Genomic DNA, 16,256 nt, shown 5'->3' on the forward strand with positions numbered 1-16,256 from the left:
AGTTTTATTTTAAAATAAAAAAACTGGCTATGATCTCACTCTTCCGCAAAATCCGCCAAAAGCTCCTCTCGCAGAATCGGTTCACCCGATACCTCGTCTATGCCATCGGCGAAATTTTCCTCGTTGTAATCGGTATCCTCATTGCCCTCCAAATCAACACCTGGAACGAAAACCGGAAGTACCGGAATCAGGAGGCAGACTTTTACTCAGACATCTTAAGTGACCTGGACAAAGACCTTGAAAAGTTGGATTTTCTAACTGAATTTCACCGGAATCGAATTGAGATTTTATCCACCTTATTGACTTACCTGAGAAATCCGGCTGATAAAATGGGAGCTGAAAAGTTCGGAATATTGATAGAGCCGCTTTATTATTCAGAGGCTGCTACGAGCTATTCCACTGCCTTTGAATCTGCAAAATCCTCAGGAGCATTCAGTAATTTCAGGCAAAAAGAAACCCTTAAATTTCTCAATCAATACTATGCTGATTTTGAAAAAGTCAGAATAATTATGACCTCCATTACCGATTTCATCAATGACAGATTTGAGCCTGTCATGGCTACTATTCCTTCTTATCATGTTTCCATTAATTCGGGCAAGATGGTGATGGCAGAAAAAGGGAATTCAAAATTCTATGAGCTGCTTGATTCCATCAAGGACAACCGAATAATCAAAAGTGACCATGAAAAGGTGTTATATGATCCCCGTTTCGAAGCATTTGTCATTGGGGATTTGGGACGATGCTTCAACCTTATATCAAGAATAGAAACCCGAAAGGAAAATCTCCTTTTGCTGAAAGCGCAACTGGCAGCCAATCAATGATAAGACCAATAAACCGAATTTTGGAAATTAGGAATCGATCTAACAAGACCTTAAGAAATAACAATAACAGAAAGGAGAATAATCAATTTAGCCAGAGAACTACAAAAGGCTTTTCCTTGTCACTTCGACGTTAGGAGAAGTCTATCTTGTCCGGTTAAGATTTTCTAATACCTGACATCCCCCAATCTGTAAATGCCAATTTTCACCACTACTATGACACAACTCCAAATAAATTTTCCCAAAAAACCCACCCTCTGGATAATTACCCTTATTACATTCTTAGGATGCAACACCCCAAATAAGGAAGCTATTGACCTTTCAGAACTCACTGTTTCAGAAATCCATTCAGCCTATCAAAGCGGGAAATTCAACAGCCAACAATTGGTACAGGCTTATTTGGATAGGATAGAAGAGATGGACAATAATATCAATTCCATCAGCATGGTAAATCCCAATGCTATGGAAATGGCAAAAGCCTTGGATAAGGAGTTTCAAGAAACAAAAACCCTGCGCCCGCTACATGGTATTCCCCTAATTGTCAAAGATAATATCAATACCAAAGGATTACCTACTACAGCAGGATCTCTGGCTTTGCAGGACTTTTATCCCGAGGAAGATGCCTTTATCATCAAAAAACTGGTAGCTGCCGGAGCGATAGTCTTGGCTAAATCCAATATGGCCGAATGGGCATTCAGTCCCATGCATTCGGAAAGCTCCACGGTGGGGATTACCAGAAATCCTTATAATCTCGATTATGTTCCTGCCGGTTCAAGTGGAGGGACCGGTGCCTCCATGGCTTCAAACTTCGGGACAATTGGCCTAGGTACGGATACCGGCAATTCCATCCGTGGACCATCTTCCCACAATGCATTGGTCGGTTTCCGGACAACCTTGGGTTTGGTCAGCAGAGAAGGAATAGTACCCCTTTATCTTAGAAATGACGTGGTAGGCCCTATGTGCAGAACAGTGGAAGATGCAGTGAAGGTGCTGGAAGTGATTGCAGGATATGATCCCCAGGATTCTTTAACACGGTATTCCGAAGGAAAAATCCCTTCCAATTACACCCAATATCTGGAGAGGGAAGGACTAAAGGGTGCAAGAATTGGGGTTTTGAGAAACCTGGTTGAAAACAATCCTGATGATGAAGTTTATGCTCTTTTCGAAAAAGCGCTGTTTGATATGGAGGAACAGGGGGCTGAAATCATTGAAAATGTGGCAATAGCTGATTTCGAGAAGCTCAGTGAGGATCAATGGTGTCCCACATTTCGTTTGGATTTGGAGGATTTTCTTAAGACTTATGTCAAGAGAGATACGGTCCAAACCTTGGAAGATATCATGCGAATAGGTTCCAAGTCTGCCTATACCAGAGACAGAATGGAGCGCTTGTCATCCAATACACTCCGTCGGGAAAACCCTGACATTCCTTGTGGTGATACCTATACAGATATCAGAAGGGTGGCCTTTAGGGAAGCCATCGAAAATAAAATGGATGAATTGCAATTGGATGCTTTGGTATACCCCTCTTGGAATAACAAACCTGCCCGGATAGCATTTTTTGAAGAGGAATATAAAGGGGATAACAGTCAGATTGTTTCTCCCCATACCGGGCAACCCGCTTTTACCGTTCCCATGGGATATACTTCCGAAAACCTTCCGGCAGGCATACAGTTTTTGGGTAGGATGTTTGATGAACCTGTTTTGATCAAATTGACCTATTCCTATGAACAGGCAACCATGCACCGCAAAAGTCCGAATTGATTCCAACCAGGGAAATAGAAAATTTCTAAAATCCTTAATAAAATAGAATTACCGTCAGTCAAGAAACTTTGGCTTTCAGGCATAATCAAAAGCTGAGGCATAAAATGGCCTGTTTTTGAAGGCTTGCGCTTCTGCTTCGCTGAAGTTTTGGAATGACTGCATCATATACACATCATTCGATTTTATAAAGGGGTGGATGAGTCCCAAGGGAAAACGCTGGGTCCAGGCCTGGAATTGTGGGTCTCTGGAATCGAGCCAGTACATGGCTGTGTTGAGTTTTTCAAGTTGCAAAATGCCTTCGAACAACTCAGCAAGAGCTGCTTCTGCACCTGTTTCCACAAAAATGGCTTCAAAGGCCAAAAACTTAAAACTTTTGGGGTTAAATATACGCCGGAGCAAAGGCAAGTAGGGGAGGGTTTTTACTAGTAGTTTTCCTGTAAAGCCCGGCATTTTATTTACCCGCCAATGGCAACGGTGATATTGGCATCCAGCGATGATTTTTCCGGAATGGTCTTTTAACACATAATATTGATTGTGCAGAAAAACAGGGTTGAATTGTACCAATGCATGTTCCCCGTAAAAAGTATGCAGCTTTTGGAGGACTAAACGACGCTCTTCGCTGCTTTGACAAAGATGGATACGAGAGGAACGCCTGGGGAAAAAACGGCTGAAACCGATCGTTTTGATGGTAGCGGTGTGTTCATAGCCCGCTCGCTGTACCGACTTGAATGAGGCCTTATTTCCGCGCTCTACCAAGGCAAAATACATAGCCTGTCCTGGAAATTGTTCCTTTACCAGCGACATGATTTGGTGGCCATAGCGTTTGGTGAGTCCCTGTCCTCGGACGGCACTGTCGGTGGCAAAATACCTTATATAGTGACAACTGTACTGTTGAGGGCCGGAGTGGACTTTAACATGGCTGAAAACTGCGGTCGCCTGAAGTTGACCTTCGGTTTCGATGGCTAGCAAGGAAGGATCCACGATGTGGGGGATATGTTCTTCAACCAGCAGGTTTTGATAAACTGCCCCCTCTGCTCCCCAGGAAATACGCTTCCAAAAATCAATTGCGTGGACGGGTATTCCATGATAGCGCACCACAGTATGCGGTGCTTCATTAAGCAGGATGTCTTTTTGGATCATGAGATGGGTTTTAAAGGTTCCAGCTTTACAAAGATGCATCTAAGATATTCAGAGCTTCATCGCATTCATCTTTGGTAATACAAAGAGGAGGTAGGGCAATCATCACATTATAGTCCCATGAGGCGCACCACATGCAACCACGCTTCAACATGCCCAATAATACACGCATGCCAAGACGGGGATTTGGGTTTTTGTTTCGCTGATTATCCACAAATTCACAGCCTAGCATTGCTCCAAGACCACGTACTTCGCCAAATTGCTCCGGTAATTTTTTCCGTAGCAGGAATTCGAAGTTGGTTTTGAGGTAGTCACCTTGAATTCGGGCGTTTTCCAAATAGTTGTCTCGTTCGAGAATTTCAAGGTTTTTTAAAGCCGCAGCACAGGCCATAGGTGTCCAGGCAAAAGAACTCGAAACATCGTCGTATTTGTAATAAGTCTCCAAGTATTCCTCCTTGATCATCGCTGCGCCAATGGCAGCATAGCCTGAAGCAAGCCCTTTGGCAAGGGTAAAAGCCTCAGGCACAATAGAAAAATGCTCGGAGGCCAGCCAGTGACCGGTTCGACCATTTCCTGTGAGCACCTCGTCCATCACCAAAATCACCTGATAATGGTCACAAATCGCGCGTAGCTGGATAAAGTAGTTTTTCGGCGGTACAATTACACCACCGCTACCAAGGATGGGCTCGGCCATAAAAATTCGGATATCTGGATTATCGCGAAGCTTTTCTTCCACTAGCTGTAAACACTCGGTATGACAGGTCAGGGGATCTTTTTTTAGGGGGCACCGGAAACAGTAGGGCGGTTCAACTTTGTGTTCTTCGTATTCCTTGCGGATTTCGGGAAGTTTGAAGGCTTTAATATCGCTCATACCCAATGCGGCATGTGTCCCGCCATGATAGGAGCGGTAAAATGACAATACACTCCCCTTTCCCTGACTTGCAAATAAAACCTTTAGGATAATTTCATTGGCATCACCACCTCCGGTAGCACGCAAGACTTTATAGCCAGAGTCAGGTACAAACTTTACCAGCCTTTCTGCGAGAAGTGCGGCTTCCTCTGTGGGCATCCAAGGAGGGGCATAATTGCTTTTGGCGGCTTGCTGCTGTAGCAAAGCAATCATCTCAGGGTGCTGCCACCCGATATTCGAAACCCCGTATCCCGATGAAAAATCAATATAAGATCTTCCTTCAATATCTTGAAACCGGACACCTGATGCTGTATGAAATGCGGAAGCGAATGAGGCATCGAAAACGAGGTTTTTTCGAGCCAAAGCAAATACTTGCTTGTTATCCATTGGGAAAATTGATTAGAGGTGTGGTGGGAGAAACAAGGTACCTGCAATAAGTGAATTTACAACCTTTATTTCAGTATAAAAAAAGCTTTGTGAGTTGCCTTGATACTGATTTTAGATAAATATCTTTTGGATCTTATTGAAGAAAGGAAAGAATCTATGTTGTTTCAAATTAATAATATAAACAATTTTATAAGTTCTTGATAATTAGATTTTTTTCACTTGATTTTTCTCGTTTCTATTTTTATTAACACCATATTGTTTGATAAAAAATGAAAATCATAAACCCCTTATTACTACTTTTCTTTTTTTCCATAAGTGCCTCAGGTCAGACCTATAATTCTACTAGTTCGATAGCTTTGGATAATAACTCAAATCAAAAAGGGAAGCCCCAAACTTTTGAACCAAAAGAATCCAATGAACCAAAAAATATTCTCGGTTTACAAGTAGGAATAACAGATCCAACTTTGGCACTTTCTTATGAAAGACTATTTTTCAAAAATTTTGCAGCTGAGGTTTCGGCCGGATTGATTGGGTTTTCAATTGGACCAAAAATATACCTTCCTTCCCTCAGACCAGGTAAAATGAGTTTTTATACAGGAGTAATCGTGGGTGCAGGTGCACTTGCAGAAGGAAGATTTGGTTATGTTCCTTTCGGCATAAGCCGATTGACGAAGACCAAATTGTCAATTAGTTTTGATATTGGTCCCCATACCGGCAACGTTTTTAACGATACAGGCTCTGTTTCTCTTGGAGCTCGTTTAAGAATCGGACAAGCGTTTTAAAATAAAATACTTTAAATACCCGATAAGAGGTTATTTCTCAACCTAATTTTTGGTTGAATCATATAATGGGTTTATGTGCAGGCCATTTAATTAGCAGTTGTAGGCAATTTTACCGGGGGCAATCCTAAAACCGGGTTTTTTGACATAAAGCCGAAGGGCATTAGGGTAATCGATACCGTATGCTGATTCATGATGGGCCATTCCTCAGGCCGCACGATGTGATTGACTCCGGCAACATACCATACGACAACATCGGTATTATCAATATTCCTGTTTTGCTGTGTCCATTTCGGCAATCCTTCATTTTTCTGGTTGCTGACCGGGAAATCACCCGTAGGATACATTTCATCAGCCCTATAAGGAGTTGTCCAAAAATGATGATAAAGTGCCGCGGCCCGGTTGTAAAGCGAAGAACCAACTTCCGCCAAAGGCACCACACCGGGACTTGGCATAAGCATGTAGGAAGACATATGGTTGAATTTATTTCTCACATGATGATTCATGACCATCCACATCCTGCTGCTGGCAGCGTTTGCCATGCGTTTGGCCTCAAGCTCATTCTTAAACATGTCCATTTTTCCAATAATGGCATTCCCGTAGGGGTTGTCCGGTCCTTTCGGTACCGCAACCATATTCATTTCTCCCACAGAATTGTGCTGGCCATCAATATCGAGATCAAGCCTGAAAATGAAAAAATGCTGGTGGTTGTTGGCTTCCACATGCGGCTCTACGATAGTCCCGAAATAATTACCCTGATAAGCCTCGTCAGCACTTCCGGGGTCATCCGTTACCCGCTCCACGACACGGATATGCGCGATGCCATTGAGTTCTGTAACGATGACCACTGTACCGTCTTCTTTGAAAGTCCATTTAAACCCGTAATCGTAATTACCTGCGGTGATGTAATATTTGATAGCGAGATCGGTTGCCCTTCTGGCATGGTTTTGATGCCTCCATAGCACTCCGCCATATTCTTCAAATACGGCAATAGCACTATCCGATACAATAGGTTTGGCAAAATCATCATGCAAAACAGCGGGCAGATAAGTGGCGTTCTCCGGGGCGTCAGCACCATAGGTGAGGGGTCTGGCTTTGGTCTGAAATAACCTGAATTCTCCCACATCAAAATAGTTATTGGAGGCATTCAACAAATCCGGAGAACCATAATTCACGATCATTTCTGCCAATCCGCCCCTATACATGATATAGCGCCACTTCTTTTGTTCCTGATCAAAGTAGTGCAGATCATGAATCACCAAACCTTCCCTACTGTGGATACTGAATCTGAATTTCCAAAGGTGAGAAATCACTTGATTTCCTTCAATTCGGTAATTGACCCCTTCCGGCTGGGTAATCAGTACTTGTTTTGGCGTGGTCATGTCAATTTTGATGGAATCTCCATTGAAATAATTCACTTTAACCGGCTCTGACCAACCCCCGCCGGTATCCACTACTTTCAGGACTTTTTTGTCCGTGACATCCACAAAGGCGTAAATTCCTCCAATTTGCATCCTACTGAACTGCTTATTTTTGTAAACAGGAGAAATTATAAGTTCCCGATTACCTATCGGGGCAAGCCCAAGATCAGCTGCAAAATTCCCAAAACTGGCTTTTACGGAATCGGGATGTATCCCCCTTTTGGTAAGCGCAGCTATCCATTCTGAATTGTTTTTGACAATCTCGGAAGCGATGGAATCTGCTTTAAAAGCACCTGTGGGTTGTTTTCCTTCTATCTTTTCGAAGGAAAGCAATTTTTGTTGCTTTAGATCAATAACAGCTTTTCCCAAAGCATTTGCTGGATAATCATACACATAAGCAAAGGCTTCACGCCTGAAGTCATCACCCGGTTTATAGGCCAACACCTCACTTTTGGGAGGCTCCTGTAGGTTTATGATACTATATAGACTGCTGCTGTCATTTCTTACCTTATTTTCTTTCAATAACACCTGTTTGACGATCTTGATCTCATTGGTGTCAAGGGGGTCCAATGGATGCTTATATTGCATGATGGTGGACTGAGAAAATAAATTCCCACTGAACATAAAGAAAAGGCAACAAGCCAGATAAATGGAGGATTTCTTTCTCATTTGGTTGATATTTGAGATTGTTGGTGGTTTTTAAATTATAGATCAATTTAGCAACCTTATTGTATTTTTTTCAAAAAAATGGAAATTTATTTGATTAATTTTCAATTAAACTAATTTCATATTTCATAATCGTTAATTATCGCAGCAAACTCTGGTTCCCATTTCGTTTTGACCCCATTGGCAGCCATTCAAGGTTTTAAAAAAAAGACATCCGTATTCACCACCCCCTCAAAGCCTCAACAGCCCCTTTAATTAAGGCATCTTTCGCTTCATGGGCATTGTTGTTCAAAAGTATCAAAGTTTTGTTCTGATCAACAAAACGCATAATCAGGGTTTTATAGCCTGGATTATCCCCTGTGTGGGAAACGATTTTACCAAAATCCGGATCTTCACTCAAATCCCAGCCAAAGCCATAGTTACTTAAACTCCCATCATTCAAAATCTGGGCTGAAAAAGCCAAATCCAAAGTTTCCTTACTTACCAAAGTGCCTGCATACAAAGCCTGATCCCAGATCAATAAATCCTGTGCCGTACTGCTGACCCTTCCGGGCCCTTTTCTGTTTCCCAACCAAACCGTATAATCCGAAGAATGGAATTTATTGGCATTGATATAATCCCCGTTTTTATCCTTCAGATGACCTGCAGCAAAATTGGGTACCTTGGCTTTTTCCTCCAAGGTCCGGATATCGGTATGGCCCATTCCAAGGGGATTGAAAATCCATTCACGTGACAATTCAATAAAATCCCTTCCTGTGACTTTTTCCACGATACTGGCCAGAAACACATAGGCGGTATTGCTGTATTCATATTTTTCGCCGGGTTGGGCCAACATGGGCGGTTGGTATTTGCGCAGGTATTCCAAAATAGCTGCATTGTCGGCCACTTGGCTTTTGTCCCAATGCCTGTCCATGACAGCCTGATAATCCGGAAGGCCATTGGTATGGGTAAGCAATTGTCTGATGCTTATTCCCTTGTATGGAATATCAAGATACTTATCTGCAAAATCTTCATAACCCAAAAGTCCTTTTTCCGCACATTTCATCACCATCATGGCTGTAAACTGTTTGGAAACTGAAGCCATCTCAAAAATATCAGTTGGCAGTAAGGGTGTTTTTTCCTCAAAAGAACGGAAGCCTGTGGCTTCTTCAAAAACCACCTTTCCATCAATGGCCAAAAGCAATACTCCCGAGAAACCTTTTTTTTCTGCTTCTTCAAAGGCTTTTTCGGCTATTGCTATTTGAGCATTAACCGAAGTACTAATAAGGAGGAATATCCCTAATGTGAAAATTGAAACGGAGGTCTTAATGCATTTGAGCTTCATATTTTTAATTTGAAGGAGTTAATTGAATTTCTAAATCTGCCAAATAAAATGCGGAAATTCAAACTTAAGTTAATTTCCAACTCGATTGGGGAAACAAACCCTATTCACAGGTTTGAAAGAATTAGTCATTTTTGTTTGGACATATTTATCTATGGAAGTGAGGCTAAAAAAACGTGGATTTTTCAGAAATAAATGCAACTAAGGAGTCGATTGAAACTTGATTTTGAAATGGAAAAAAAGAAAACCAAATTTCTATTCCAAAATCCCACTACTTGAATTTACAACCTTAGAATCAAGTCGTTTGCGTTCTTCTTCATGCCTTTGCTTTAAAACCTTTCTATTGCTTTTCACACCAACACTGGTCATTATCCCACTCAGAGATATTTTGGCAAAATAGTTGAAAATAGACCTTGTGCTATCCCTCACAAAAAACAATTGACCCTGACGGTGTGGAAAGGGGTAATCATTGTTTCTCTTAATGACAAGTTCATTTGCTAGGAATGACTCTATGGCATGTCCCAAATTCTGATGATTATGATCCTTTTTATCTAAAATTGAAATACTTAGCTTTCTGTATAGAAAATCCATGTTTCCATAGGCATAGTCTTCATTTCCCAAAGCTTTGATTTCCATTTTCCGCATTTTCCCACTTTTGATCCTGACTGAAGCTAGTGGCTCAATAAGGTCATTGAGTTCACTAAGGTCCATTTTCCCCAGGCTTACATCCATAAAAAAAGAATAGTCAGGATCATCTAGTGAGAAATCAATGTCTTTTGTGAGTTGTCCTGTATCCTGAATCAAGGCCTTTGCCCTCATTTTCATTTTATTATTGGCTACAATTTCCTCAGGAAGATTGGTAATGTTTGTTATGGTGGCCTCAACTTTTGAAAATGCAATGCTAGCGGTTTTTTCACCTAAAGGAGGCTGAGTTTCTACATTCACTATACCGTCCTTTACCTGTACAGTATCTATTGATATCGGGATACTGGAGTTTACCAGTGTTTTATGTAGCATTGGAGGAAAGTGGTTTTCGGGGAAAGGCAATCTCTGATCGCGGTAAGCCCATAATTTGGGTTGACCGATAAGTACTTTTTGTGCTTTCACTTGGGATTTTTGGATCTCTCGCCAATCGATCCCTGAAATTCTACTGTAGCCGGTTTGGATCCCCATCCAAGTTTCCTGATGTGTTAGGAACCTGGTATAAGTAATCGGATCATCAGAAGTCTTGAAACCAACTGAATTCCAGGATATTTCGGAGAAAGGACCTGAAATACTTAAACCTGAAATTTCAACCATTTTGGCCGGATTGGAGATAGAAGCCTTTCCGTTTTCCAAACCCACAGTCCAATCACCCAATGCAACTAAATCTTCGATATTCAAGGTATCTTTAGAATTCCAATAAAAGTCATTATAGGTAAAATTGAAACCTTCAAACCAAATATTCAGATTATCCTGAGGTATTTCAAGATCGATGCTCATGTTTTTTATCCCAAATTTGTGCAGGTCAAGGGAAGAAATTGGGAAATCGTTATTTTTCTGTTTTTCATTGCCAGCTCTTATTGGCGCAGTTTCCACATTCCCTTTTATGAAAAGTTTGGGATTATCGATCAGGAATTCAGAAATATTCACCTCCTGATCCAGATTAATGTTGAAATCTTTTTCTGTGCGGATAATAATTTGAGGAATGTCCAAAGTCATATACATTCCTTTTACCAAATCTGAAAATTCAGACTTTTCCAATTTGCTATTTATGAGGGTTAAAGACTTGTTTTTGCTAGACAGGCTGGCTTGCTCAATTTGGAATTCCAAATTCTTTTGTTGATGTACAAACCTGTTCAGGCTCAGCTCAAAACCTCCTAAATAATAATCAGATTTATCTTGCGGATATCTTATGTCAAAAAAGTCAAGATAGGTCTCTTCACTTTTCCAAAAACTTTCACCCTCTTCCGATTCTTGTTTCAACACAAAACCGGCGTTTGCAATTTGAAGCGTATCAAGTTTAAATGACAAGGATTTGGAATCAGGATTTTGTGGATTTGTTTTTTCTTTTTTGGAATCAACCTTATTTGGGAGATAAAAATCGCCTTTTGGATCATGAAGGGTAATCCGTCCTGCACCAATACATTCATTTAAACTATCAGGTAACATTAAGCCGGATAAGGAAATCAGCGGTATTGAAATATTGAATTTATCCTCACTTTGATCATTATTAATCAATGTTGAACCGTAGACAAAAAGATTTTTTTGATAGAATCCCAAGGAGTCAAATTGGGCTTTACCGGAGGTGTATGATACAGAACTTTTTTCCGTTTTTATTTTGGAATTTTCCGTATCAAACGAAAATGGAAAGTCAGAGCCACCAATAACAATCGATTTTAGGTCAGCTTCTAAACTGTTCATGACCAAAGTACCGGTTCCTGGCTTCACAATACTGGCTTCTAAATGTCCTATGCTGAATTGATCAATAAAAATGGGGCTGGTTTTATCTTCCTTAATTGAGCCCCCCTTTTTTGGTTCCCCGGTAAGGACCATATCTGCCTTGGCATTCCCAATTTTCAAAAAGTTGATTCTGTTATCTGAGGTATAGTTAAGAAATCCATCCAATTGAACATCCTTTAATCTGATTTGTCCTTTAAGTTCCTTTGAAAGAGAGGCGGGTCTCAAAACAATTTCCTGAATATTCAGAAAATCTTTCTGACTGGAAAAATTCACACCTTTAAAATCCACTTTAAATTCCGGTGTATGGAGAATTCCATTCCCAACTCTTGCTTCCAGGTCAAAATTCATTTGATCAGAAATATCGTCTGCAATTTTCCAATCTTTTCCGGAAATGTTTAAGTTGTTCAAAGTTAAAAATGGAGTTGTCTCACCCTTAAAAAGAGCTAAATTTCCTTGTTGGAGGTCTACAGATTCTAATTTAAAAACCTCCAATAACTTCCTTATTTCTGTCGATATATCTGGGATTTTTTGAGGGGAATTAGTGGGGGATTTTGGTAATAAGACTCCGATGTTTGGAGAATCGATCTTAATCCTGCCTCCCATTAATCTCTGATGGACAAATAGATCCTCAAAATCTATATTTTGAATACTGATGGCAGGTATTTCCAAGTATTCAATTATTTGCTCTTCAGTTTTGGATAAACTATCCTTGATAGGGTAAATCTGAATACCCTCCAAGACAAAAATTTTATCTTTGAATGACCAATCCAGGGTCTCAAAATTCACAGAATAATGGGCTTGTTCCAGTTTGGACTGATAATCTTTCAAATGAAGTTGCAAATTTTCCAGACTCCAGGAATTTATGGAATCAGGTCCTGCCTTATAGTTTACATTGGTTAGGGTAATTGCAGTACTGTCTACTTTAAGCGTATTTCTTTCAGTTTGACTACTGTGATTTACCGAAAGAAAACTTGGGATGAGTTGGACATGTTTTATCCTTATACTATCCAGATTGTGTTTTGGACTTTTTTGGTCGGAACGAAAAAGAGAAAGGATATTTTCGTCGACTTCAAAGTGTAGGTGTGTCTCGTCGACAAATATAGTATCCACGAGAAGATAGTTACTCAAATATAAAGTCAGGAAATCTATCCCTTTCAAATGGAGACTTGGGATCAACAAACTATTTTGGAGAAGATTTTCCCCTTCAGAATCTTTGTGATTTATATCCTGAAGGTGCAGGCCATCAAAAAGCAATTCTTTTTCTTTTGAGGAAATTTTTAATTTTTTAAAATTTAAAAGATTTTTTGAATCCGGCAAAAGGATGGAATTGTCGCCGAGTGTAATTTCAAGATGATCGCTCAAAAGAAGTTCGGTTATCTCTTCGCCTGAAATATTTTCCGGAATTATTTCAATATCATCCAATATGACATTGATTTTTTTAAGGGTATACTTCGGTATGTCATTTGACCCTATACTCCACAATACGGATGCATTCTGAGTATTGAAATTCTTAATTTTAAGTTGTTGTAAGAATTTTAAGGTTTTTTGATGTAGCGTTCCAACTTCTTTTTGCAGTTCAAGGGTATCTTCCTTTATGGGTAAAAAAAAGTGAATTTCCGGATCATTTAAAATCATCTGTTCAATTGTCAATGATTTGTCAAAAATCACTTCTTGTATAGATAGGAGGTCTAAAGTGAAGCTTGGAATGGTTAGTTTAATGTTGGTGGTGTCTTTGAAGTTTTCGGTTTGGGTAATATGGATACTTACGTCATTAAGCTTAATCTTACTCTGAATCCAAAAAATCTGAAGATTTCTCAATTTGTAAGAAACCATGGTCTCAGCAGACAAGGTAACCTGATCTTCAAAGTAGTTTTTGATGGTATATTCTACAGCAAGGTGAAACAACCACCTGCCTACAAGAAATATTGAGATAATAAAAATAGCAATCCTTACTCTTTTTCTTTTAAATAGCTGGACCATCTTTTTTCTTGCCCTTAGGTATTTAAAATCATAGTTTTTTTGTTTGTTTTTAAACCTTGGTTTCCGGATTTTCCGGATTTTTTAGGAAAGTTTCAATTTGGTCATTTCCGGATTTAATATGCAAGTCCCGCTGAGGGAATGCTATCACAATTCCTTCTTTCTTGAACAAAATATCAATCTGGGAAATAATATCTCCTTTTAAAAAGGGCAGTTCGAGATAATTATGGCACCAAAATGTAACTTCTAAATCTATTCGGCTATCTGCAAATTCATATGGTAAAACTCTCGATACAGGGTATTTAAGAATCCGTTGATCATGAATCAAAATTTCCATGATCAATCCTACTGTCCTTTTCAGGTCTGTACCATATTCCACACCTACGAAAAATGTCACTTTTTTACCCTTTCCCATAGTCCAATTGACCAACTGATTACTGAGAAGATCCCCATTTGGGATAATAATACTGGAACCTTCAAACATATTGACCACGCTGCTTCTGAATCCTATAGATTTCATGACACCGGGCTTCCCGTCGATTTCGATCAGATCGCCCACTTTTACAGGATTTTCAAAAGCAATGATTACGCCGCTGACCAGATTATTGAAAAGCCCCTGCAGACCTAGACCGATACCCACCCCAAGGGCTCCCAACACTAGGGTGATTTTATCCAAAGGCAATCCTGTGGCAGCAACAGCCAAAAACAATCCCAGGCTAATAATAAAAATCTGGACCAAAAGCAGCCAGCTTCCTAAGCTGACTTTCCTTCTTTTATGAGAATTGACGGGGTTAATTTCAGGTTCGGAACCAAAAAAAGATACAATCCTGGATAATAGAAAGGAAACGGCCAGGATGACAACAAATACAACAATACTGTTTATCGTGAAAGAATAACTTCCCAATACCCGTGGTGTATTTAAGAAATCACTGAAATAGGATGAGAAATTACTGAAATCATAAAAATTCTTTCCAACCAGTAAAATCCACCCAATCACCAAAAGGAGATAAAAAAAACCGGGTACTTTGTCTCCAACTTTGTCAAAATTGATAAAAAACAGTTTTTTATCAGGTCTATTGAATATGGTTGAAGCTAAAGCAAGCATTTGATTTATCAATCTGACAGTCCAAAGCAATGATATGCCCAAGACTACCCCCAAGTAACCTGATATCAAAAGTGCCTTAGATAAGTTAAGGCTACCGTATAATAAAAATATCAATGATAAAGATTGCATCAACCCTAAATAGATGATGAAATAAATAATTCTTCTTTCTTTTAGATCCTTTTTTTTATGGCTAAAAAACAACAAAGCGCTGTAAGTCACGCCGATTATAGAAAGCAGCAAAATAGCATACTGCTCAGGTTTTGAAAATATCAAAATCAGGTTTAATGAACTGGATAGTACGAAAAATATTAACAAAACAATCCAGAAACCCATCCAAAAACCCGCCAGGAATCTATATAGAATTATGGCAAGCGAGATTCCTGAAATCGTCCAAAGAAGAAAGGAAAAAATAAACGGCGGAGATGGGAAAAAAAACTGAAATAGACCGATAATAATGATCAATGCCGATAAAAAGGGAAATTTCAATACCAGATAGTTGGAGTTTGCTTCTTTTTCCTTTTGCTCCTCCAAAATTCTTTTTTTAAGATTATGTAAGAAAAATGTAAGGATTAGCGTCAAACAAATCATTATAAAAATTCTTCCGGAATAAATTTGGAAATATAGAACCAAGGCAAGTGATTCTTTTTCATGAGAAATCTCAATAATTTCCATTAATGACTGAGTAGAAAATAAATGCGAATTAAATCCAGAAACCTCTTTCCGAAAAAAGTCACGGTTCAATTCCTTTCTTTCGTTGTCAATCTTCAAATAGGTGAGTTGCAGCTGTATTAAAACTTCATCGGTTAATGATTCCAAATTTTCCAATTCTTCAATCGTGGAAATTATGGATTCGAATGTAGGTTCAACTTCTTTAGCTATCCAGGTGGATTTTCTTGGATTTGTAGAAAATCCCTCTAATTCATCCTTTAAACTAAATATCTCCCCCAAACTTGAAAGAGAATCTATGGTATAACTTAAACGAATTAAATCGTCTCCCCGAGTTTTCAGATTGGCCCGGATAGCAAAAGTCCTTTCCAACAATTCTCTCAGAATAGCCCCTGATACCGCTAAATTTCTGTCAGACATTAAATTCCCATTGGATTTCTCAACCCCTTTTTCTACAATGAACCTTTGCCTTTCTATTTCTTGAAGTTCTTTTTTTATTTCGGTTGAGTCTTCTCCTTTTCTCAAAAAAATTTTTGCCTCCTGAACAGCTTCATTTATTTGATCCAAAGCAATTCTTTGTGTCCATTGTTTTTTGGTTGTTTCAAATCCACCTATGCTTCGTTTAATTTCTTTTGGATCTAATTCTGGGATTTGTTGATTTTCGGATGCTGCAGGAAATGAATCCTTCCTGACAATAATTGTATCATTGGACTGCGTATAGGCGGAAACTTCTAATACCTGAAAAATGAAAATAGAGTTGAAAAACAAAATGGCAGCAAGAAAATTTACATTAAATGGAATCTTCATACTTTGGTAAAAAAACATGAAAGAAAAAATGAAAGATCTAATGGACGTCCAAAGATCCT

9 protein-coding genes are annotated in these 16,256 nt (G+C 39.4%); 3 read left to right on the top strand and 6 right to left on the bottom strand.

What is annotated here, in order from left to right; all coding sequences use genetic code 11:
* Positions 1 to 29 precede the first annotated feature (29 nt).
* Positions 30 to 821, top strand: coding sequence for a DUF6090 family protein (locus B9A52_RS06645; protein WP_084119562.1), 792 nt, complete (start codon positions 30 to 32; stop codon positions 819 to 821).
* Positions 822 to 1,034: 213 nt separating this feature from the next.
* On the top strand, positions 1,035 to 2,579 hold the full coding sequence (locus B9A52_RS06650) for an amidase (protein ID WP_172805170.1): 1,545 nt from the start codon (positions 1,035 to 1,037) through the stop codon (positions 2,577 to 2,579).
* A 75-nt stretch (positions 2,580 to 2,654) separates the two neighbouring features.
* Here B9A52_RS06650 and B9A52_RS06655 read toward each other — a convergent pair whose 3' ends face one another.
* Together B9A52_RS06655 and B9A52_RS06660 are read right to left on the bottom strand one after the other, a co-directional pair.
* Positions 2,655 to 3,719 carry a GNAT family N-acetyltransferase gene (locus B9A52_RS06655; RefSeq protein ID WP_157370090.1) on the bottom strand — a complete coding sequence of 355 codons (1,065 nt, stop codon included), beginning with the start codon at positions 3,717 to 3,719 and terminating at the stop codon, positions 2,655 to 2,657.
* A gap of 25 nt (positions 3,720 to 3,744) precedes the next feature.
* The gene (locus tag B9A52_RS06660) at positions 3,745 to 5,013 is read right to left on the bottom strand and encodes an aspartate aminotransferase family protein (RefSeq protein WP_084119565.1); all 1,269 of its coding nucleotides are present in this window, start codon (positions 5,011 to 5,013) and stop codon (positions 3,745 to 3,747) included.
* A gap of 269 nt (positions 5,014 to 5,282) precedes the next feature.
* Between B9A52_RS06660 and B9A52_RS06665 the strand changes: the two genes are divergently transcribed.
* Positions 5,283 to 5,795 (top strand): hypothetical protein, encoded by a 513-nt coding sequence (locus B9A52_RS06665; protein WP_084119566.1) that lies wholly within the window; start codon positions 5,283 to 5,285, stop codon positions 5,793 to 5,795.
* A gap of 86 nt (positions 5,796 to 5,881) precedes the next feature.
* On the opposite strand, the gene B9A52_RS06670 is transcribed toward B9A52_RS06665, so the two are convergent.
* From B9A52_RS06670 to B9A52_RS06685, 4 genes are all read right to left on the bottom strand, one after another.
* A complete protein-coding gene (locus B9A52_RS06670; protein ID WP_084119567.1) occupies positions 5,882 to 7,882 on the bottom strand; it encodes a copper amine oxidase in 2,001 nt (666 codons plus the stop codon).
* Between the two features lie 217 nt (positions 7,883 to 8,099).
* Entirely contained in the window at positions 8,100 to 9,203 is a 1,104-nt protein-coding gene (locus B9A52_RS06675; protein ID WP_084119568.1) for a serine hydrolase domain-containing protein, read from the bottom strand.
* Between the two features lie 252 nt (positions 9,204 to 9,455).
* Entirely contained in the window at positions 9,456 to 13,622 is a 4,167-nt protein-coding gene (locus tag B9A52_RS06680) for a DUF748 domain-containing protein (RefSeq protein ID WP_084119569.1), read from the bottom strand.
* Positions 13,623 to 13,671: 49 nt separating this feature from the next.
* Positions 13,672 to 16,197, bottom strand: coding sequence for a mechanosensitive ion channel domain-containing protein (locus B9A52_RS06685; protein ID WP_172805171.1), 2,526 nt, complete (start codon positions 16,195 to 16,197; stop codon positions 13,672 to 13,674).
* Positions 16,198 to 16,256: the final 59 nt, after the last annotated feature.

This window comes from Aquiflexum balticum DSM 16537 (genome assembly GCF_900176595.1).
GTDB lineage: Bacteria > Bacteroidota > Bacteroidia > Cytophagales > Cyclobacteriaceae > Aquiflexum > Aquiflexum balticum.

Coding starts and splice junctions, on each gene's coding strand:
- B9A52_RS06645 (WP_084119562.1), top strand. CDS start 30: ATGATCTCACTCTTCCGCAAAATCCGCCAAAAGCTCCTCTCGCAGAAT.
- B9A52_RS06650 (WP_172805170.1), top strand. CDS start 1,035: ATGACACAACTCCAAATAAATTTTCCCAAAAAACCCACCCTCTGGATA.
- B9A52_RS06655 (WP_157370090.1), bottom strand. CDS start 3,719: ATGATCCAAAAAGACATCCTGCTTAATGAAGCACCGCATACTGTGGTG.
- B9A52_RS06660 (WP_084119565.1), bottom strand. CDS start 5,013: ATGGATAACAAGCAAGTATTTGCTTTGGCTCGAAAAAACCTCGTTTTC.
- B9A52_RS06665 (WP_084119566.1), top strand. CDS start 5,283: ATGAAAATCATAAACCCCTTATTACTACTTTTCTTTTTTTCCATAAGT.
- B9A52_RS06670 (WP_084119567.1), bottom strand. CDS start 7,882: ATGAGAAAGAAATCCTCCATTTATCTGGCTTGTTGCCTTTTCTTTATG.
- B9A52_RS06675 (WP_084119568.1), bottom strand. CDS start 9,203: ATGAAGCTCAAATGCATTAAGACCTCCGTTTCAATTTTCACATTAGGG.
- B9A52_RS06680 (WP_084119569.1), bottom strand. CDS start 13,622: ATGGTCCAGCTATTTAAAAGAAAAAGAGTAAGGATTGCTATTTTTATT.
- B9A52_RS06685 (WP_172805171.1), bottom strand. CDS start 16,197: ATGAAGATTCCATTTAATGTAAATTTTCTTGCTGCCATTTTGTTTTTC.